The organism is Clostridium sp. MCC344, assembly GCF_018785365.1.
Lineage (GTDB): Bacteria > Bacillota > Clostridia > Lachnospirales > Lachnospiraceae > Pilosibacter.
Genome location: NZ_WQPQ01000033.1, coordinates 1 through 19048 on the forward strand (window position 1 = coordinate 1; position 19048 = coordinate 19048).

The window sequence follows — 19048 nt, forward strand, 5'->3', positions numbered from 1 at the left end:
ACCATCGACGAGCAGACCTTTCAGCCATTCAACGATTGCGTCGATGATAAAGTCCATACATCAGCTCCTTTTCTGGAAAAGGGACAACGGGTGACACTTAGCTGAACAGGCCGGACAGCAGAGGGATAAGCTGAAGGCCGATCAGAACGACACCGCCGCCAGCCATGAGCTGTTTTATCCCCAATTAGGTGTAAAACTCTGCTCGATGGCGGGCGGCGGCGTACAAAAAATCTATATGGTGTTTTTAAGAGAACCGTCCCGGCGGGACAGGTCAGGCAGTGACCTGTTCCACCTCCGGGATGGGTTTGAGATTAAAATGAATTTCGATAGAAATGTGTCTTGTTTTATCTTCGTCAATGCGCTCATGCACGACGATTTCTTTGATTAAGCGGTTAAGGGTGGCTGCGTCCAGCTCTGTGATGTTGGCATATTCCTGAATGGCTTCCACCCATTGTTTTGCGTCATTGGCAAGCTGGACTTCATCAGACAGCCGCTTTCTGCCCTCGGACACCTTTGCTTTAAGCTCCGTCTGCTCGGTCTGTGTCTTTTCCAGCATGGTGTTGAAATTCTGCTCACTGATACGCCCTGCAATCATATCCTCATAAAGCCGCATGACCATTTTGTCCAGAACCTCAATCCGTTCCTCGTCCCTTGTAAGGGAGCGTTCCATTGCTTCCCGCTGTTCCCGCTGCTCGGCTTCACAGGTATTGGTCAGGCGGTCGGCAACCGCTTCCCCGTCCATCAGGGCAGCTCTGGCACATTCCCGGATTTTCCGCAGCACATGGCTGTAAAGGGTGTCATAGTCAATCCGATGCTGGGTGCAGTGGTTCTTTCCAAAGGCATTGTAGGTCTTGCAGGAATAAATCTGCTGAGGATGTTTTGCGTTTGTGTAGCGTACCGTCAGCGACTTCCCACACTCGCCGCATTTTATCAGTCCGGCAAACAGGCTGATTTCATTGGTCTGCCCCGGACGCTGGCGGGATTTCAGCTTATTCTGCACAATGTCAAAGCTCATGCGGTCAATCAGCGGTTCATGCTGCCCCTCCACCACAATCCAGTCCTCCGGCTTCTTTTCCCCAATCGTGCCGATTTTGAAACGGTAGTCCTTTTTCTGGGAAGCAATCGCCCCGGTGTAGACGGGATTCATCAAAAGGTCTTTGATAACGGAGAAGTCCCACATATACCGTCCTTTTTCTGGGTCTTTCTTTTCCCATTTGGTGCGGGTATTGCGAAGCCCCCGTTCCCGGTTCCACCATGTGGGGCAGGGGATTTTTTCTTCCTCCAGCCGTCTGCGGATATAGTTCGGACCATGACCGTTTAGGGCATACCCGAAAATCAGCCGCACAATCGGGGCGGTTTCCTCGTCAATGAGCAGATGGTTTTTGTCCTCTGGGTCTTTCCGATACCCAAACGGGGCAAGACACCCGGTAAACTGTCCTTTCTGCGCTTTCAGAAGATAAGAGGAATGGACTTTCTTGGAAATATCCTTGCTGTACATCTCGTTCAGGATATTCTTGAACGGGGCAATATCGTTGTTATCCCGCAGGGTGTCGATACCGTCATTCATGGCGATATAGCGGACACCGTTTCTTGGGAAAAAGTCCTCAATCAAATGCCCGGTTTGCAGATAGTTCCGCCCCAGTCGGCTGAGGTCTTTCGTGATGACAAGGTTGATTTGCCTGCGCTCAATGGCTCTCAACATTCTCTGTAAATCAGGACGCTCCATATTAAGACCTGTGAAACCATCGTCCTGATAGACTGCCACAACCTCCCATCCCTGCTTTTCGCAGTATTTTTCCAGCATATCACGCTGGTTTGCGATACTGGCACTTTCGCCTTGCAGGTCATCGTCCTTTGACAGCCTGCAATAGACCGCCGCACGATAGCCCCCGGCAAGTGCCGAACCGATTGTTCTGTATTCCATTTCGTTCATCATAGCCATTTACCCACACAATCCAGACGGTATCTGGCTCTTTTGAACCTCATCTTCATTATAGCTCATATCTTTCTTTTTAGCAAGATATTCTTTCGTATTTGTCTTTCCGTATTTCTGGGAAATCAGGCTGACGAACACATCGGTTGCATCCAGCTCCCCGTCAAATACAGTGGTCACATGAATCTCTGTTTTGTTTTTTGCCATAGGCAGTTATCCTCCATACATGAAAATAGCCAGACAGAGGGTGTCGGCAACGAAGTCCGGCAACGGGCTTCAAAAGACCTTGCAAACAATCTCAATCTGGCGGTGGTTACTATTTATACTTTTCTTTTATTTTTCTGTTGTTTTGGTTGTTATAAGGGAGAAAAGCCCGGAAATAAGGGGTTTTCCCCGGCAACCGGCTCGGCAACGGGATAGCAACAGGGGGTGCAACGGGTGGTCATTTTCAGAATGGAAGCTCCATCTGTTCTGTGACCTCCACAAAACCGTCCATCGTTTTTTCAGACGGGTTGCCGGAGTCCGTTGCCGGGTTTTCTCGCTCCCAGCCCTTTTGTCTGCCATATTCGGAAAACATTCTTGGGTTCGGGAAGTACCGCCAGCGGTCAATGCACTGGTTCATAATCTCGTTGATTTCCCGGATTTCCCATTGCTTCGGCTCGTCAAAGGCATGGTTTAAGGCTTCCTTGTAGAGCTGCTTGGAGCAGACCATGCTCCCGGTGTACTTATCAAGATACGCCTGTATCATCCCGGCTTTGGTGTCCTCCGGCATAAAATCCCGCTGGTGTTCTTTGAGATACCGCTGCATGGCGGGGCTGAAAGCCAGCTTGAACCTGCCGCTTCGGTAAATCTCCATCGCTTCTGCCCACATCTGCTCGATATAGGCTCTGGAAGCAGCTTCGTCCTCCAAAATGTGAACCTCAGCTTGCTCCGGGTACACCATGACCGGGATAAAGCGGCGGTTGCCGGAACGGTCAAGGGGCAGGAAGTCAAGGGCATTGGAAGTGCCGCCAAACACGCACTGACGGGGGCGGTCTGCCGGGTGGGTTTCATAGGGTATCTTGTAGACCTCTTTCTGCCGGCTTAAAAACGACTTGATTTCCTCAATGCTCTTGGCGTTGGCAGTTGCCATCATTTCCGACATTTCGATAATCCAGTGACCTTGCAGCTTGCGGTACACATTGTCATCGTCCAGCTTCCGCAAATCATCGGAGAACCACTCGTCCCGGACTGCCAGCAGACGGAAGAAAGTGGACTTGCCAGCCCCCTGACCGCCTACCAGACAGAGCATGATTTCAAACTTGCACCCCGGCTGAAAGGCTCGTGAGATTGCACCCAGCAGGAACAGCTTCAACGCTTCATAGGTGTAATCGTCTGCGTCAGCCCCCAGAAAGTGCCGCAGACAGAAACGGATTCGTTCTGTCCCGTCCCACACAAGGGCACTTAGGTAGTCCCGGATGGGATGGTACTTGTTTTCATTCGCCACAATCCCGATGGCATTATCAATCTTTTTCTCATTGGTAAGCCCGTAGGTTTCTTCCAGATAGAGAAGCAGATACTTCATATCCGTATCGTTCAGGGCTGTGCTTTCTCTGTGGAAGCCGATGGGCTTTATGATGTCCTTGCGGTCGGTCAGGATGTTGTATGCGATAGCCCCGGAAAGCAGCGGGTCACGCTGGAATACGGTCAGGCAGTTCCGTATGCTCTGACGGACACCGCCTTTCTCGGTAGTTTCCAGTCCCGCTTTGATTTCCTCAATGCTCTGGGGTGGCTGCATGGCGTTCATGGTGTTTTTTAATTCTTGCTGCGTCTGCGGCTGCAAGCTCTGCCATTCGCTGTTCAAGCTGTATCACATCCTTTCCGTAGTCCGCAATCAAAGCCGCTTTTTCCTCTGTCTCCCCGAACAGCAATATATCCAGCAGATATTCCGCTTGGGCTTGCTTCTGTAAGGCTTCCACGAACCGGGGATGAAAGGCTTCCTCCGGGGAGTGCGGGGCGTAGTCCTTTCTCCATGCCATAAGCAAGTGGAGATAATCGGCAAGAATACGGAAGCAGCGGTTCTTTGCTTCCTGAAACTGTTCCTCCGGGGATTTCTGCCGGGGCTTTGGCTTTTTTTCCTTTCCCGGCGGTTTCCAGTCCTCATAGGAAAGCCCGAAGTCCTGTGCCAGCTGTACGGCGGCTTCTTTCTTTCTCAGCCCATACAGGGCGGCGGCAAAATCAATCACATCCCCATCCGCACCGCAGCCGAAGCAGTGGTAACGCCGATCCAGCTTCATGCTTGGGGTTTTATCGTTATGGAACGGGCAGCAAGCCATCCCGTTCCGACCTACATGGATTCCATAATGCTCCGCAGCCTGTCTTGTTGTGACGGACTGCTTCACAGCTTCAAATACATTCAAATCTATCCCTCCTTGAAAAAAGAAAAGCACCTGACATTCTCTGATTGAAAATGGCAAGTGCCTGTTAAAGTTCCATATCCTGTTGTTTGTGTTTCGTCTGTTCCTGGGCAGTTCTTTGTGCTTTTTTCTCGTCTGCCTTATCCTGCAAGACTTCCTTGATAGGCTGCTTCTTGGGCGGCTCTTTGCTTTCTTCTGTGCCGGGTGTAGCTTTCCGTACCCAGTAGCGGATGTCCCGCAACTTCTTCAAATCAGCCTGTACCTCGGTCAAAGGTTCTTTCAGCTCTGCGATTTCGCTGAGAAGTTTTTCCTGCTCCTCTTGCAGCTCATTTTGGGTACTGTCCTTATCGTCCGGGTGCTTGGCAAGGTAGGCGGCGGCTTTCTCATACCGGGCAACCTCCGGGTGTTCCTGTTTGAATTTCTCCTTTGTTTTCTTAAAAAACATCTTCTGGTACTTCTCATAGACAGGCTTACATTCCTTGCAGTCTGTCCGGCTGGCAAGAATCCCGTCAATCACTTTGCTGCGGGCTTCCTTTGGCTTCATCTGATTGCGGTAATCTGCGGCTGATTTCCCGGAAGATTCCAGAAATGCTTCTAAGTCCTCCACAGTGGAAAGCCCCTTTTGCCGGAGATAGGATAGGGCTTCGCTGACTGCCTTTAAGTCCTGTGAAGTCCCCCGGTTCTGTCCAGCCCTCGTCCAGTCCTTCCGTTCTTCCTTTCGTATCTCCATATACTTCATCAGCAGATTGGGAAGAAGTGTCGCTTCCTCCGCCGCTTTTTGTGCAAGCAGCTCCTTCCGTTTTTCTCCCAGCTCGGTAATCCAGCCTTTGAGGTTTTGGATAAGCTGCCGGATGGACTTCATTAGGCGGTTGGCAGCTTTGATTTCCCGGTTCAGGTTGCCGATATTTGTCTGGATACCACGCTTTTCCATCTGCTGGACAGCAGCCCCCTCATGGACAGTAGGGATAATATCAAGCCCCTGTCTGGCATAGGAACGCAAGTCCACACGCTCCGGGCGGTCATTGGCTTCCAGATAGCGGTTCTGGATGACCTCCCATTCATGCCGCCAGATTTCACAATACTTCTGGTCGTTCCAGTCAACCGTATCCTCCTTGTGGCTTTTCCACCTGCCGGACGGAAGTTTTATCCGTTCTCCGCTTTCATCAAGGTCATAAACCTTGCGGCTCTTGGGAAGCCATTTTCCATGTTCGTCCATTGCTCTCATAGTCAGCAGGACATGGGCATGGGGATTGTGTCCCGGCGGATGGGGGTCATGGATTGCAAAATCAGCAATCATGCCTTTGGAAACAAACTGCTGCTGGCAAAACTCCCGGACAAGGACAGCGTACTGGTCGGGCGGTATCTCTCTGGGGATGGTAAGCACCCACCTCCTTGCAAGCTGGGAGTTCCATTGCTTCTCCACCGCTTCGGCGGCGTTCCATAAGGTATTACGGTCTGCATACTCCGGCGGGGCATTTGCTGGGAGCAGAATCTCATTGTGGACGATACCACGCTTTTCCGGGTAGTGCTTCACTTGCTGGTCGTATTCACAGAACAGCTTTTCGCCACTCTGGTAAGCAGCGGCGGCAACCGCAGACTGCCGCTGGCTGCGCTGAACAATCGTGATTTCGTTGTGTGGGCAGGGCATTTCGTGTCCCTCCTTTCGGTAATTGGTGGATGGGGTGGCGTTTTACCACCTCATTTTGGCAGAAAAAAAGCAGGAGACCTTTTTCAGATTTCCTGCTCGGTGTGCCGCTGTGAGGGCGGCGGATATTTAGCTGTAAAAGTTCGGGACAAGTTGACCCGATGGGTAGATGGTACACTTAAAAATTATGGTTCTCTTGTCATTAGCTCATTAGCATAATGATTAAGAGCTTCACAAGGTTCATATTTGCATTTATAACCAATACCGTCAATTATAATAAATGGATTGTATGCTATAATCTCCACTTGAGAACCATCTGCCAAAGACAGAGTGAAAATAACTGCTTGTCCGGCATATTCTGTATATGAGTTGTCCTTATTGTAAATAACTACCTCATTGAGATATGATACTAATTCCTCTGTTTCTACTATCTGAATTGTTGTATCAGGTGGCGATAACCGAACACTTGCCGAAGTAATATCTGCTGCCTCTAAATCTTTGAATGGTCTATGAGCAGAAAACAAAAGAAAGCTAATACCTATACCGATTAAACATATCAGTGCAATTAACAAAAACTTTTTATGCTTCATTTGATTCTCCTTTACACACTACTATGAAATTTCTTTTTCATCATCTCTTGGTAGTCGGACATAACACACCATTTCTTTTTCACAAGCTCCGAATGTTGAGAAATTTAATTTTGCTTCTTTTAGTGTTATTCCATGATTAGAGTCGCTTGGTTCGTTATCAGAAGCAATGAACGGGTCATTCTCCCAAAAACAAACGGGACAGATATACCCACAATCTTCATTTGCCGGAACATTATAGGTAAAATATCCGCAGCAAGGACATTGGTATTTTTTCATATAAACCTCCCGTTTAAGCCTTGACCTCAAATTCCTGATTTATTTCTGACTTTATTATACTTCATCGATTATCGAAAAGATAGCATATTTTATGAAACTTGTCGGCTGGGAACAGCTTACAGCGCAAGGTGTCCCCAGATGGCAAGTCCACAAAAGGGTAGCTGGCGGCAGCCAGCGCAGGGGAAGCGTAGCGTCCCCTGTATGATTTGGAGCAGACCTTGACTGCGGAAAATCACAGCCCTCCGGCGAGGAGCCTTCGGAGAACGCAATGCACCAACCTCTGGGTGGTGTATAATTGCGCCCTTAGTAAACTAAGGGGTTTCCGGCTTCTCCCGTTCCAGCAGTTTTTTCAATAGTTCCTGCGTGTCCTGTCTGTGAAAAATGAGTTTCAACAACAGCATGACATCATCGTCTGTCAGGCGTTCCGGTTCTTGCAGAAAACTTTCCAGCATACCGCCACGAGTGCAGAGCCGGTGCGTCCGTTCCTTTCGGGTAAGCTGCTTTAACTGGTGCTGCAACGCCTTTTCATCATTGATGGCTTTCCGCAGCTTCTTTTCGCTTTTTTCCAGCTCCCGGTTGAGCTTTTCCAGCTTTGAGGTATCAGGCAAGGGCAGCATCCTCCTTTCCCGGTATCAGCACATAAATTCGGTTTGGTTCTCCAACTCCCTGACGCACCCGCATGATAAGTCCGGCGGTTTCCAGTTCATTCAAAGAACGCTTGACCGTCATGGGGCTGCGGGACAGGACTGCGGCAATGGCTGTGACAGGGAAGCAGACAAACAGGATTCCGTTCTCGTCCTCCTGCCCATTGGAGAGCATAGCGTCCAACATCCGGCAGTACATGACCTTTGCGGTGCTGCTGACTGGAAACCCTGTCAACGCTCTTGGAAAAGCCATACAGGGCGGCAATGGTGTGTCTATCGTCATAAATTCAAAATTCATTCGGTGTGTTCCTCCTTTTTCTTTGCTCGTTTGGATAAATAACGGGGGCAGTGAATCACAACCGCCCGGAAGCTCTGCCTGCACCCATGCTGGCATTTCCGGCATAATTCGTTGTAAGTGACACGCCCCCGGTCATTGAGGTAAAAGGAAAGCTCATGCTTCCTCTTTTTGCTCATTCTCGGCATATTGCGCTTCCTCCCGTTTTCGTGTATGGTTTCGGGGCGATTTTCGGCAAAATTACAGCCATAGAGCCGCTTAAAATCTCCCGAAGTATCAGCGATAGGGTAGACTGTCCCCCTATCAGATTGTCGTGTTTCGGTATCATTTCGGTGTCAGTTCGCCAGTTCTCCCCGGTGTCGTTCCTCCCCTGAATCTCACAGCGGCGTATCGCTCCCTTTGGTATGCTCGTTTTGGTAAGGGTTCCTCCACATCCCTGCCAAAAGTCATGGCACTACATCGCCGGGGAAGCATATCCCACACAGGCTGGTCATTCGATTGGAATAATCCATCGATGAACTACCTGTATCATAGAACATTTTTGTGCCCTGTGCCGTATGTCCACAAAGTAGGAATTCGGGGAAAAATCAGAAATTTCCACGATTGCGGAATTGATATGGTATAATCAATTCAACGGTTATAAATGTCGTCAGAAGGAGGAACTGCTTCAATGAACGGAGCTACTACAATACAGGAACGGCTAAAAGATTTACGATTAAACAAAGGATTAAAACTGGAAGAACTGGCAGAGCAAACGGGTATTTCAAAATCGGCTCTTGGCAGTTATGAAAAAGATGACTATAAGGAAATCAATCATGGTAACCTTATCCTGCTGGCAGATTTTTATGGGGTGTCCCTCGATTATCTCTTTTGCCGGACAGAGAACCGGGCGGAGATCAACACGCCATTAAGGGAGCTGCATTTGAGTGATGAGATGGTAGCACTTCTGAAAAGCGGTCGGATTAACAACCGTCTGCTCTGCGAACTTGCCACCCATAAGGACTTTATCAAGTTTCTTGCGGACATTGAGATTTATGTGGATGGGATTGCCACCATGCAGATTCAGAACCTCAACGCCCTTGTCGATACCGTCCGGCATGAAATCATTGAACGGTATCGCCCCGGCGAAGATGACCCCCATTTGAAAGTGTTGCAAGCCGCCCATATCAGCGATGATGAATATTTCAGCCACATGGTTCTGGATGACCTCAACCTCATTATCCGGGATATTCGGGAAGCCCATAAAAAGGACAGTGAGAGTGCACCCCAGACCACTGTTGCCAATGAACTGAAAGAAAATCTGGAAGCGGTCGAAAATTTCAAGGGCAGCCGGGATGAAAAGCTGGTTGTCCTTTACTGCAAGCAGCTTGGTATCAACTACAAAAATCTGTCAGACGAAGAATTTCGCTGGCTCATTCGTATTCTCAAAAAGTCAAAGAAAATGGGAACGCCTATCAGCCAGAGGAAAAAACGGTAAAGAAAAACCGCTGTTGCATGGTTTGTTGGCTTCCATGTAGCAGCGGTTTTTGCTGGGATTATTCAGTTGAATTTTTAGAACGACAAACTTGAATTTATATAATTATTCCTCTAACTTTCCCCATTTTATAGGCTTTCCTGCCTGTCCATTAGTGAAATGATATGTAGTTTCCCTTATTTTTGCCCTTATGAGATAATCACAAGGGAAATAAGGGAATTTTTTTTAATCATTGCCTACCACTTTATCAAGAAGCCGAACCGATTTTCGTTTCGCATCTCTTGTGGAGTGAGCATAGACATTCATTGTGGTACTTACATCTGAGTGTCCTAATAATTCCTGCACATCTTTTGGAGCAGCTCCATTTGCCAAAAGGTTGCTTGTATAGGTGTGACGTAACTGGTGGAAATGAAAGCCTTCAAATCCCTCTAATGTTTTTGCCACCTTTCTGCATACCGTCCCCAAAGTAGTCGGAAGTTCCAGACAACCATCCGGTCTTAAGCAGACGAAAGAAATTTCTTTATAATCTGCCGGGACTTCCTCTGTTCTGTCTAAGCAGTAATATTCGTAGTACACTCTGTTTTTCTCTTTGACCTCTTTGTAGTAGTTCGTGTGATAAAGTTCTCCGTACTGCATTCGATTTTTTAACTGCTCTTTCCGGGCATTGCGGAAAATCTCTACCAGCGTATCTCCAAAATCAACAATCCTCACTTTTTTCCGCTTGGTTGGTCCGATGATATATTTGCGCTTTGAGCCATCATATCGGATGCTGCGTCTTATGGTAAGGCATTGTTCTTCCAGATTTACGTCCTGCCATGCCAAACCACAGGCTTCTCCAATACGAAGCCCGGCATAATAGGCTATCTGGATTGGAAGTATTGCGGCTGGGTTCTTTTTTTGAAGATACGCAAGCAGTCTTTCATAATCTTCTCGTGAAATTGGTTGGATATTTCCGTCCATGTCCTCATCCGAAAACAAATCAACTTCGTCCGTCTGATACCGCAGTTTAATATACTGCATGGGATTGAACGTAATATACTGTTTTGGAAATACTGCAAAGCGGAAAGACTGCTGCATGACTGCGGAAAAAGAATGGATGTAATCTTTGCTGTAACCCTTTCTCTCTTTTCCATCGGGATGAACTCCCCCGAAGGAAAGCAAATCAAAGAAAGATTGCAAATGCTCAGAGGTTACATTTTTTAATTTCCGTTCTGCCAGCGGATGTTTCTTAATATTTCGGATTGTTCCGAGGTAATTCTCCACAGTACCATTGCTGAGCGTACCTGTTTTTAATTCCTCCTCTGCCCACACATCCAGAAGTTGTCCGACTGTGAGATTTTCCGCTTTGGCAACAAATTTCTTTTTCTCATAATCATCCATTGCCTGACGGAGCAGCTTTTCAGTTTCACTTTTGCTTTCTGTTCCAACGCATTCTTTCTGAACAAGATTGCCGCTTGCGTCCTCTACATAGAAGCGGTAGTACCATTTCTTTCCTTTTTTTCTTACAGATCCTTTTGCCATAATCGTATGTCTCCTTTCGATATTAGACAATCGGAACTGATGAAATGCTTCGTGCGTGTAAGTATATCATAACTCCGGTTGTCTTACTATACCGATTCGGAATCTTCGTATAAGACTTCTGATAAAAGATTTGCAAGCCTTTGTTCTGCTGTTTTTGGTTTCTTGGAATAGAGCCTTACAACGTCTGCCATCTCATTAAAAGCATTGATGGTAGGAGTGATTTCCCTTAAGAACATAATCTCATTATATTCATCATTCGATTCAAACCCTATTGTTTTGGCAATATCCGTCTGACCAGCATTCCCCTTGAAGTTTTTGCAGGCGAACTGAAAGGAATCCAAAAACAGACCATATTGTTTTAACATCAGCAGTAATAAATCTTTTGAAAAAGCATCTTCTTCTTTGGTAAGGGCAAGCGGTAACTGTTCCAGAATATCTCCCATCGCATCACGAATCTGTAACTCTCTCTTATCCGTAATGTCGGTTTCATATTCATCTGTTTCCCCTTTGAGCCATTCCACAGATACATGGAGTGCTTCCGAAAGACCTTCCAGCACCATTTTTTTCGTATTGTCAATCGAACCATTCTCATAACGCAGGATTGTAGAAGCGGTAACCCCCATCTTTTCTGCGACATAAGGCTGTGTCAGATTCAATTCCAGACGGCGCTGTTTTACTCTGCTGCCTATCAGCTTGCGTAGTTCTTTATCTTTCATGCTGACTGCCTCCTTTTTCGGTATGTATGAATTATAGCATTGTTTTTCCAAAATTGCAATATGCAATATAATATTTGCTTTTAATATTTCGTAACGCTTGACAAAAAGATATGAAAAGGATATACTTACATCACAAGAATTGCATAATGCAATTTATAAGGAGGTGATTATATGACGCAAAGAAAAATTGCATTATCCATCGAAGAAGCTGCTGACTATACGGGAATCGGCAGAAACACCTTAAGACAGCTTGTAGAATGGAAGAAACTTCCAGTATTAAAGGTTGGTCGCAAAGTCCTGATTAAAACCGATATTCTGGAAATGTTTATGGAAGCGAATGAAGGTCGTGATTTGAGGGATAGAGGAAATGTAAAAGCCGTAACAAGAACTGCGGCAAATTAAAAAGGCGGCTTCCAAAGAAACCGCCAAAGGTTCTATCAGACCGAAGCCATGATATACCTACACGCAAGAAGATTATACCATGTGCTTCTTCTGATACGCAACCAAGAACTTATGTTTGCAAGAGAAAGGAGAATGTAATAATGGCAAAATCAACAAAAAGTTATGAAGAACGAATGCTTGAAATGGAAAAGAAAGAGCAGGAAAGCCTTGAAAAGGCGAAAAGATATGCAGCACAGAAGAAAGAACTTCTGAAGCGAAAGAAAGCCGAAGAAAGTAAAAAACGAACCCATAGGCTCTGTCAGGTTGGCGGTGCGGTGGAATCCGTTCTTGGTTCGCCTATTGAGGAAGAAGACATCCCAAAGCTGATTGGTTTTCTGAAAAAGCAGGAAGCCAACGGGAAATTTTTCTCAAAGGCAATGCAGAAAGAAACAAATACCGATATGGAGGAAGTGTAATGGCGGAGGGGATGAGGTTTTCATTCCCTTCATTGCTTTTTTATGAAGGGCGCACTTATGGACAACCAGAGGTCGTCCCAATAAGTTTGCCACAAGTGGCAACCGGTCTGCGCTCACGCTTGCCGGGCTCGTTCCGTCGGCGGGGCTTTCAGCCAGACCTGCTCATGCCGCAGGAGGCACTCTTCGCCAGAGGGGCGCATTCCATGCAGGCTGCTATGCGCAGGGCACTCTTACGCAGAGGGCGTTCCGGCAATGCTGCTTTTCCTAAAACCGAAAGCAATGTTGCCGGAAATCTATGCCGGATGTGCAGAAAGGAGGCATCCAGACATGGCGATTTTTCATTACACAGTCAAAATAGTCGGACGTAGTAAAGGGAAATCTGTTATCTCCGCTTCCGCATATCTCAATGGGGATGTGATGAAAAATAAGGAAACCGGGCGAATCAGTTATTACACTTCTAAAAAAGAAGTGGTCTACACCAGTCTGATGATGTGCGAAAACGCACCTCCTGAATGGCAGATAGTACCAGAGGAAAATATAAAACGCTTTCAGAAATCTGTCCGATACAAAAAGTCAGCAGATAAAGAAGCTGCTTTAGAAAAATTTAAAATCACATTTCAGAAACAGAGGTTATGGAATGAGGTATTGAAGATTGAAAAAAGTGCGGATGCCCAATTTGGCAGGTCATTTGAATTTGCCCTTCCCAAAGAATGGAACAGACAGGAACAAATTCAATATACAACTGACTATATCCAAAAAACTTTTGTAGATAGAGGAATGTGCGCTGATTGGAGTATCCACGATAAAGGGGATGGCAACCCCCATGTCCATCTGCTTCTGACTATGCGTCCTTTTAACCCGGATCATTCTTGGGGAAAGAAAGAAGTCAAGGATTGGGATTTTGTCAGAGATAAAAACGGAAATATCGTGATTGATGAATCCCATCCGAACTGGTGGCAGGATAAGAAAAACCCTGACCGTCATGGAATCCGTATCCCTGTATTAGACGAAAACGGAATTCAGAAGATTGGTGCAAGAAACCGCCTGCAATGGAAACGGGTGCTGACCGATGCTACTGGATGGAACAATCCAAAAAATTGTGAACTATGGCGGAGTGAGTGGGCAAAGGTGTGTAATGAACATCTTTCTTTGCATAATCAGGTCGATCACCGTTCTTATGAAAAACAGGGAAAACTCCAGATTCCTACCATCCATGAAGGTGCTGACGCAAGAAAGATTGAACAAAAGTTTCTTGTCGGGCAGGAAATAAAAGGTTCGTGGAAAGTAGCGGAAAATCAAATCATAAAACAACAAAACACGTTATTGCAAAAGATACTGGACACCTTTGGAAAAGTATCGGGTGCATTATCATTATGGAAGGAGCGATTAAATGACATTAGAAGAAAGCCGGGAAATTATACCCTTAATGGAGTCCATGATTGGGCAAATCGAAGAACAGCAGACCTTAATGACAGAAATGATTCTGGAAATGCAGAACCGGGACACCCAACTCTCTCTTATGCAGGAACAGAATCAGAAATTGCAAAAATTAAACAGCGAGTTATCCGAGCTGCTCAACATTTTGCCAAATACCGAGGAACTGCTTTCCAAGATGGAAGAACAGAAAACGAAGATAGAACTTTTGGAAAACGAAAATCAGCAATGGCAGAAATTGGCACAGAATCTGAACAGCGAAAACAGTTTATTGCTGAAACAGAACACCGAATTGCTGAACTGGAACAGCAAATAAGGAAAGGACGTGATATAGATGAACGAATCCAGAGAATCAAAGAACGCCGAACAGTTGGAAGAACTTCTGCTCTTGACCGAGGAGATACAAGAAGAACTGGAACAGAAAGACCAGCTTATCGTGGAACTGAAGACGCAGCTCAGCGAATCTCTGACCTTGAACGAGAAATTAAACAAAGAGAACAGAGCCGGGAATATTCAAGCATTAAAGAACGACTTGAAGCTGGCAGACAGAGCATTGCAGATCGAGAAAGAGAAGCTGCGAAGCGCAAACGTCACGATAGGGGAATGTCAAGATAAAATACGATGCTTAACACAACAACGGGATTATGCCCGGACACATCAGAAAATCGTAGAGATACCGGTAGAAAAGCCGGTGCTCTATGAAAAATGTGAAGCCTGTGACCGGACAGCCTATCAGAATGAAAAAGCGAAATACGAAACACAAAAAGAGCGACTTGCAGGACAGTATAAAGCAAAAACGGTAATATTCCAAACAACCTTGTTCCTTCTTGCATGGTATTCGCTGACAACCACTCTTTTTCAGGCAGTACAGTCAGATGTGTTCCTTTCCGATTGTAAATCATTCTTCCATGATGCAGCGTCATTCATACAAACTTTTATCGGATGGACGATTGCTGCCGGACATTCTGCGGCACAGATTAGTACCAAAATTCCAAATGCGTTTATAGCCGGAATCATATATTGGTTATTGCTGATATTGGTTGTCGGAATATGCGTAGCAGGAACAGGGATACTGGTGATACTGATAGAAATAAAGGTTATAGAATTATATAAGAAAAACTGTTGGGATTTTATTACTCTACTGATGATACTGACAAGTGCTGCTGTCATCATTTATTTTGGAGAATCCATCAAAAAAACACTGTCAGTAAATCTTCTATTGCTTTTTGTACTTTCGCAAGGAGTATATGTTGGACTTAGATGTTATTTGAAAAATCAGTTAAATACCAAGCTATATTGATCAAAATATGATAAAAAACGTATAAAAGCAGGGGATAAAAACACACATCGTCCCCTGCTATTATATTATCCTTTTCCAATTTCTAGTAGGATATGCCTGTTTCATTATGCTTTTTTAAAAGCCTTAGTTTGAATGCTTTACTGTATTTCTTCCTAGACATAAATATGCTCCACATGGTACATAAAAAAGGACATGGCAATACCTCCTTGATACCACCGTATCCTTGAAAAAGGGCGACTTTAACACACCCTCCGTATTCTCATTTTTACAAAAGAAAACGGCATGAGAACTTTCTACTTCATAAGCGGTTTTTTTTCATGCTTATGAAGTAGAGAATTTTTACCTTATCGTAAATTCGCAAGATAAATTATATGTATCGTAATCCCAATCTCTTTCACTTTCAAAGAACGCAAATTGTTTAATCAAACGATAGTGTCCAGCAGGCAATTCTCCATAAAAACTTTTAACATCAATTTCTAATGTTAATCGTTCGTTAGGCTTAATAAAGCAATCCTTTTCATTGCTCTTTGAGGGGTCATCAAGCTGTTTAAGTTGATACCAAGTGCCGGATTGTTCAGCTTCTATTTCAAAATAATCTGGTGAATATTGGTATTCTTTATCAGAAGTATTTTCTATTAGAAATGAAAGGTGCTTTAAGTCTAAATCCTTTTCTGTACTCATTGAAATCTTCAAATCGCCCAAAGTGTCAAGCGCTTCTTCACTTCCATAAGGAGAAACCTCATATTCTTCGGAATAATCTTGTACTACATGATTATCACTGTCCTTTGCTTGACTACACCCAACAATACACACCAATAACAATAAGGTTAGAAACATACATATTATTTTTTTCATTTGTCCTTATCTCCTTTCTTTTAAATTTATAATAGCAATAAAATGTCTATTTTCAATCAACTTTCATTGCAATTTATTTTCACTGTAACACATGCTCCCCCTGCTTTATTATTAGCAATTTGGATATTTCCGCCATGTCTTTCACTTAAAATCTTACTAATATTCAGCCCTAACCCCAAATGTTCAGTAGCTATATCTTTCGATGATTTATAAAATGGTAATGTCGCCTTTTCAATATCAATATTTTTAAACCCGCAACCATCGTCTGAAACAGATATAACTAAATTATCATTCTCTATTACTACGCTAATAGCAATATCACTTTTTGCGTATCTAATACTATTAGAGAGTAAGTTTTCATAAATCTGCATGACTGTATCTAAATTGATAAACAAGGTTATATTATTACCGCTTGTAGTAATTGAAAAATGTTTGTCATAACAAAGTGCTTCTGCTGTGTTATTAAAATTATCAATAAGTGAATGAAATGTAATCTGTTGTCGTGGAATATCAATATCCTCTAACCTGTATAAGTTCGTCATAGCATTTACATATTTTTCAAGACGTGAAATATTTTTTGACATTACTGATATTTCATCTAATATTTCTTGTTGTGATACTAAGCCTTTGGGAATAAAGGAAAGCAGCATAGTAGCATGACCCTTTAGTAAAGTCAAAGGAGTGCGTAAGTCATGCGAAAAAGCAGCATTTAGACGGCGCTGTTCAGCAAATTGTCGAAACATAGTTTCATTATTTTTCGACAAACAGTCTTTCATTTTTTCAAAGGCATGACAAAGTTTCCCCATTTCATCATTTAATGGATATGATAACGTAAAATCTAAGTCATTTGCTTCAATTTTATGATACGCATTAGTTAATAGCTTAATAGGTTTCGATAATTTTTTTTTATAAAAAAATGTTACACAACATATCATACTAATAGATAATACGATAGGAATAATTGCAATATTTAATGAACCTAAAGCACTGTCAATAAGCCTATCCCGGTTTGTAAAATTAGGTAAAACTTCGATATATGAAACATGGTTCGGATAGACATATTCGTGTACTGGGCGTTCTTTTTGATAATCAACATTGAACTTGCATATCTCGTTTCCTTTCGTGTCAAATATTGTGTATTTTGTTTGGTCATTACTATAAGTGGCGGTAAATGAGCCATTTTCCGGTATATCATACCTCGTTGACAGATTTTCATACTTATAGTTTAAATTTATTCTGTATCTGTCAACCATTGAAATTAAAAGTATACAAATAATTATTCCAATCAACAACGAAAACAAAGCATAAAGAACAAAGGTCATTCTAATACTCATGCTATTTAACCGATTGAACAATCTGCTTCTCTTTAATTTTTCCATCTATATCCGCACCCCCAAACAGTTTCAATGTAAGGTCTATCGCCTAAAGATAAAAATTTTGCCCTAATACGTCTGATATGTTCTGTAACAACTGTATTATCACCAATGCCGTCTAATCCCCAAACTTTTTCATAAATAGTTTCCCGGTCAAAAACAATTCCTTTGTTTTGCGAAAGGAAAGATATTATATCAAATTCCTTTTTGGTAAAAGCCATATCCTTATTATGATAAAACACAATACGTGAGGAATAATCTATAACCATATCTTCATCAAATTGCACCTTTGAAGATATATTGTGTCTTTTTTCTCTGCGAAGATGTGCTGCAATGCGAGCTTCTAATTCATCAACAGAAAATGGTTTTATTACATAGTCGTCTGCGCCAATAGAAAATCCTTTTATTTTATCACTATCTTCAATGCGTGCTGTTAAAAAAATTATAGGGCATGAAACATAATCCCGTATCCTTTCGCAAACAGTAAATCCATCTATATCTGGCATATTGACATCTAACAAAATAATGTCAGGTTTTTTTTCTACTTCTTTTAATGCAGCATTTCCTGCTGTTGCAGTATATACCGTATATCCAAGTTTGCTGAAATAGCAATACAGCATTGATACAATTTCTTTTTCATCGTCTACAATTAAAATACTCTGCGCCATAAATATGCCTCCATTGTGAATATCTGATTTAAGATTATCAAACAAAAATCTATTTCTAATCAATTTCTTTAATTTTCGATGTCATTAGTTATTATATATGGCAATATGAGTTGTAGCAACCTTACTCTACATGTTTTATGCTCTATTACTATCCACACTATGATGTGTGTAATCATATCCCGAAAGCCATACCAAACAAAGCAGTCTATGGCAGATTTAGAAATAAGTCCTATGATTATTGAAAAATAAGAAAATATAAAAATTAGAGTGAAGTAATTATATTACAAAAATGAAAAACGGGAGATACACAGATATTGTGCTATCTCCCATATTGTTTTTAGTGTCATATCAAGGCTCATTTATTAGTGGTAAAATTAGCGTTTTTCTATATTTCTCAAAATGCTTGAAAGTAAAGTGTTCATATGGATAATCGAAAATCAGATATAAACTTTTGTTTAAATTGCCTATAATTCAAGTGAATCTTCTGCATCCACCCACATCTGTAAATTGCCATCAAGATATAATCTTGCATATTCCAAAGGCTCATCCACAGCCAATGAAGTAAGCGCACATTCTGATCCATATGTGGTTTTTAAATTTTTTTCAGCTTCCCAACAATTAATGCGAAGCATATATCCGGCACTTGTGTAAACATCAATACTATCGTGGTTTATGTTGTATTCTGCATAAATTGTTCTCATTGTATCTTATCTCCATTTTTTAATAATCATTTACAGAGTTAAATATCGAAAACATTTCATTCAGTTCACCATGTCGTTATTGTTATATGTTATACTATGTACGAATTTTTCTTTCCCTTAATTTTTCCCATATTAAGGTTCATGAAAACCAATGAGAGAATATAATACAAGGGAAAGAGTAAGGGAAAGTTCACTTGCTACAAACTTAGTATTTTCAAGGGTTTGTGAGGAATTTGATAATCAACTATAACAGTTATTAAATTTCCTAAAATAAGTGAAATATCAACTTGAATTTATTTTGGCAAATCATCTTCCGCTTTAAAATTCACATTACTGTCATCGATCGAGATTGTGATCGTGTAGTTATAGA

Annotated in this window: 22 protein-coding genes and 1 pseudogene; 6 read left to right on the forward strand and 17 right to left on the reverse strand. The window is 43.1% G+C overall.

Annotated elements, in window-relative coordinates:
• Positions 1-97 precede the first annotated feature (97 nt).
• The 3 genes and pseudogenes from GPK90_RS10110 to GPK90_RS10120 all read right to left on the reverse strand — a co-directional run.
• A pseudogene (locus GPK90_RS10110) lies at positions 98-181 on the reverse strand (Maff2 family mobile element protein); the annotation flags it as partial.
• A 90-nt stretch (positions 182-271) separates the two neighbouring features.
• A complete protein-coding gene (locus tag GPK90_RS10115; protein ID WP_208318509.1) occupies positions 272-1942 on the reverse strand; it encodes a recombinase family protein in 1671 nt (556 codons plus the stop codon).
• Positions 1943-2140, reverse strand: coding sequence for a hypothetical protein (locus GPK90_RS10120; RefSeq protein ID WP_055270759.1), 198 nt, complete (start codon positions 2138-2140; stop codon positions 1943-1945). It abuts the gene before it with no gap.
• On the opposite strand from GPK90_RS10120, the gene GPK90_RS19570 reads away from it, so the two are divergent.
• On the forward strand, positions 2114-2353 hold the full coding sequence (locus GPK90_RS19570) for a tweety protein (protein WP_117524374.1): 240 nt from the start codon (positions 2114-2116) through the stop codon (positions 2351-2353). The two genes, GPK90_RS10120 and GPK90_RS19570, sit on opposite strands and share 27 nt — an antisense overlap.
• Before the next feature lie 28 nt (positions 2354-2381).
• Here the strand turns inward: GPK90_RS19570 and GPK90_RS10125 are convergent, their stop codons facing one another.
• The 8 genes from GPK90_RS10125 to GPK90_RS10160 all read right to left on the reverse strand — a co-directional run bounded on the left by GPK90_RS10125 (position 2382) and on the right by GPK90_RS10160 (position 7967).
• Complete coding sequence (locus GPK90_RS10125) at positions 2382-3719, reverse strand: virulence-associated E family protein (RefSeq protein ID WP_117452251.1); 1338 nt, start codon at positions 3717-3719, stop codon at positions 2382-2384.
• Entirely contained in the window at positions 3688-4332 is a 645-nt protein-coding gene (locus tag GPK90_RS10130) for a CHC2 zinc finger domain-containing protein (protein WP_215702875.1), read from the reverse strand. The genes GPK90_RS10125 and GPK90_RS10130 overlap by 32 nt, the downstream gene beginning before the upstream one ends.
• Before the next feature lie 64 nt (positions 4333-4396).
• Positions 4397-5977, reverse strand: coding sequence for a MobQ family relaxase (mobQ, locus tag GPK90_RS10135; RefSeq protein ID WP_117536678.1), 1581 nt, complete (start codon positions 5975-5977; stop codon positions 4397-4399).
• A 182-nt stretch (positions 5978-6159) separates the two neighbouring features.
• Positions 6160-6564, reverse strand: a complete 405-nt coding sequence (locus GPK90_RS10140) for a hypothetical protein (RefSeq protein ID WP_002594806.1) — start codon at positions 6562-6564, stop codon at positions 6160-6162.
• A 21-nt stretch (positions 6565-6585) separates the two neighbouring features.
• The gene (locus GPK90_RS10145) at positions 6586-6840 is read right to left on the reverse strand and encodes a CPCC family cysteine-rich protein (protein ID WP_002594807.1); all 255 of its coding nucleotides are present in this window, start codon (positions 6838-6840) and stop codon (positions 6586-6588) included.
• Between the two features lie 311 nt (positions 6841-7151).
• Positions 7152-7448: a DUF3847 domain-containing protein gene (locus tag GPK90_RS10150; RefSeq protein ID WP_002594808.1), complete on the reverse strand. Its 297-nt coding sequence runs from the start codon at positions 7446-7448 to the stop codon at positions 7152-7154.
• A complete protein-coding gene (locus GPK90_RS10155) occupies positions 7441-7782 on the reverse strand; it encodes a DeoR family transcriptional regulator (RefSeq protein WP_002594809.1) in 342 nt (113 codons plus the stop codon). Before GPK90_RS10155 ends, GPK90_RS10150 begins: the two co-directional genes overlap by 8 nt.
• On the reverse strand, positions 7779-7967 hold the full coding sequence (locus tag GPK90_RS10160; protein WP_002594810.1) for a hypothetical protein: 189 nt from the start codon (positions 7965-7967) through the stop codon (positions 7779-7781). Before GPK90_RS10160 ends, GPK90_RS10155 begins: the two co-directional genes overlap by 4 nt.
• Positions 7968-8449: 482 nt before the next feature.
• Here GPK90_RS10160 and GPK90_RS10165 point away from each other — a divergent pair, with 482 nt between their 5' ends.
• Positions 8450-9256: a helix-turn-helix domain-containing protein gene (locus GPK90_RS10165; protein ID WP_002594811.1), complete on the forward strand. Its 807-nt coding sequence runs from the start codon at positions 8450-8452 to the stop codon at positions 9254-9256.
• Between the two features lie 222 nt (positions 9257-9478).
• On the opposite strand, the gene GPK90_RS10170 is transcribed toward GPK90_RS10165, so the two are convergent.
• Positions 9479-10774, reverse strand: coding sequence for a tyrosine-type recombinase/integrase (locus tag GPK90_RS10170; RefSeq protein WP_008400148.1), 1296 nt, complete (start codon positions 10772-10774; stop codon positions 9479-9481).
• An 86-nt stretch (positions 10775-10860) separates the two neighbouring features.
• The gene (locus tag GPK90_RS10175) at positions 10861-11490 is read right to left on the reverse strand and encodes a helix-turn-helix domain-containing protein (RefSeq protein ID WP_008402208.1); all 630 of its coding nucleotides are present in this window, start codon (positions 11488-11490) and stop codon (positions 10861-10863) included.
• A gap of 171 nt (positions 11491-11661) precedes the next feature.
• On the opposite strand from GPK90_RS10175, the gene GPK90_RS10180 reads away from it, so the two are divergent.
• From GPK90_RS10180 to GPK90_RS10195, 4 genes are all read left to right on the forward strand, one after another.
• Positions 11662-11892 carry a helix-turn-helix domain-containing protein gene (locus GPK90_RS10180; protein WP_004843519.1) on the forward strand — a complete coding sequence of 77 codons (231 nt, stop codon included), beginning with the start codon at positions 11662-11664 and terminating at the stop codon, positions 11890-11892.
• A gap of 140 nt (positions 11893-12032) precedes the next feature.
• Entirely contained in the window at positions 12033-12347 is a 315-nt protein-coding gene (locus GPK90_RS10185; protein ID WP_005337289.1) for a hypothetical protein, read from the forward strand.
• Between the two features lie 327 nt (positions 12348-12674).
• Positions 12675-14396 carry a MobA/MobL family protein gene (locus GPK90_RS10190; RefSeq protein ID WP_055228713.1) on the forward strand — a complete coding sequence of 574 codons (1722 nt, stop codon included), beginning with the start codon at positions 12675-12677 and terminating at the stop codon, positions 14394-14396.
• Entirely contained in the window at positions 14335-15081 is a 747-nt protein-coding gene (locus GPK90_RS10195) for a DUF6040 family protein (RefSeq protein WP_055156872.1), read from the forward strand. Before GPK90_RS10190 ends, GPK90_RS10195 begins: the two co-directional genes overlap by 62 nt.
• 339 nt (positions 15082-15420) lie before the next feature.
• Here the strand turns inward: GPK90_RS10195 and GPK90_RS10200 are convergent, their stop codons facing one another.
• The 4 genes from GPK90_RS10200 to GPK90_RS10215 all read right to left on the reverse strand — a co-directional run bounded on the left by GPK90_RS10200 (position 15421) and on the right by GPK90_RS10215 (position 18678).
• Entirely contained in the window at positions 15421-15936 is a 516-nt protein-coding gene (locus GPK90_RS10200) for an immunoglobulin-like domain-containing protein (RefSeq protein ID WP_008400157.1), read from the reverse strand.
• Between the two features lie 56 nt (positions 15937-15992).
• Entirely contained in the window at positions 15993-17315 is a 1323-nt protein-coding gene (locus GPK90_RS10205) for a HAMP domain-containing sensor histidine kinase (RefSeq protein ID WP_055156874.1), read from the reverse strand.
• The gene (locus GPK90_RS10210; RefSeq protein WP_044944580.1) at positions 17303-17977 is read right to left on the reverse strand and encodes a response regulator transcription factor; all 675 of its coding nucleotides are present in this window, start codon (positions 17975-17977) and stop codon (positions 17303-17305) included. The genes GPK90_RS10205 and GPK90_RS10210 overlap by 13 nt, the downstream gene beginning before the upstream one ends.
• A gap of 464 nt (positions 17978-18441) precedes the next feature.
• Entirely contained in the window at positions 18442-18678 is a 237-nt protein-coding gene (locus tag GPK90_RS10215; protein WP_008400163.1) for a DUF6061 family protein, read from the reverse strand.
• Between the last annotated feature and the right edge of the window lie 370 nt (positions 18679-19048).

Bases quoted from the DNA above. Each gene is read 5' to 3' on its own strand.
- GPK90_RS10115 (WP_208318509.1), bottom strand. From the start codon at position 1,942: ATGGCTATGATGAACGAAATGGAATACAGAACAATCGGTTCGGCACTT.
- GPK90_RS19570 (WP_117524374.1), top strand. From the start codon at position 2,114: ATGAATCTCTGTTTTGTTTTTTGCCATAGGCAGTTATCCTCCATACAT.
- GPK90_RS10120 (WP_055270759.1), bottom strand. From the start codon at position 2,140: ATGGCAAAAAACAAAACAGAGATTCATGTGACCACTGTATTTGACGGG.
- GPK90_RS10125 (WP_117452251.1), bottom strand. From the start codon at position 3,719: ATGAACGCCATGCAGCCACCCCAGAGCATTGAGGAAATCAAAGCGGGA.
- mobQ (WP_117536678.1), bottom strand. From the start codon at position 5,977: ATGCCCTGCCCACACAACGAAATCACGATTGTTCAGCGCAGCCAGCGG.
- GPK90_RS10140 (WP_002594806.1), bottom strand. From the start codon at position 6,564: ATGAAGCATAAAAAGTTTTTGTTAATTGCACTGATATGTTTAATCGGT.
- GPK90_RS10145 (WP_002594807.1), bottom strand. From the start codon at position 6,840: ATGAAAAAATACCAATGTCCTTGCTGCGGATATTTTACCTATAATGTT.
- GPK90_RS10155 (WP_002594809.1), bottom strand. From the start codon at position 7,782: ATGAATTTTGAATTTATGACGATAGACACACCATTGCCGCCCTGTATG.
- GPK90_RS10160 (WP_002594810.1), bottom strand. From the start codon at position 7,967: ATGCCGAGAATGAGCAAAAAGAGGAAGCATGAGCTTTCCTTTTACCTC.
- GPK90_RS10165 (WP_002594811.1), top strand. From the start codon at position 8,450: ATGAACGGAGCTACTACAATACAGGAACGGCTAAAAGATTTACGATTA.
- GPK90_RS10170 (WP_008400148.1), bottom strand. From the start codon at position 10,774: ATGGCAAAAGGATCTGTAAGAAAAAAAGGAAAGAAATGGTACTACCGC.
- GPK90_RS10175 (WP_008402208.1), bottom strand. From the start codon at position 11,490: ATGAAAGATAAAGAACTACGCAAGCTGATAGGCAGCAGAGTAAAACAG.
- GPK90_RS10180 (WP_004843519.1), top strand. From the start codon at position 11,662: ATGACGCAAAGAAAAATTGCATTATCCATCGAAGAAGCTGCTGACTAT.
- GPK90_RS10185 (WP_005337289.1), top strand. From the start codon at position 12,033: ATGGCAAAATCAACAAAAAGTTATGAAGAACGAATGCTTGAAATGGAA.
- GPK90_RS10190 (WP_055228713.1), top strand. From the start codon at position 12,675: ATGGCGATTTTTCATTACACAGTCAAAATAGTCGGACGTAGTAAAGGG.
- GPK90_RS10200 (WP_008400157.1), bottom strand. From the start codon at position 15,936: ATGAAAAAAATAATATGTATGTTTCTAACCTTATTGTTATTGGTGTGT.
- GPK90_RS10205 (WP_055156874.1), bottom strand. From the start codon at position 17,315: ATGGAAAAATTAAAGAGAAGCAGATTGTTCAATCGGTTAAATAGCATG.
- GPK90_RS10210 (WP_044944580.1), bottom strand. From the start codon at position 17,977: ATGGCGCAGAGTATTTTAATTGTAGACGATGAAAAAGAAATTGTATCA.
- GPK90_RS10215 (WP_008400163.1), bottom strand. From the start codon at position 18,678: ATGAGAACAATTTATGCAGAATACAACATAAACCACGATAGTATTGAT.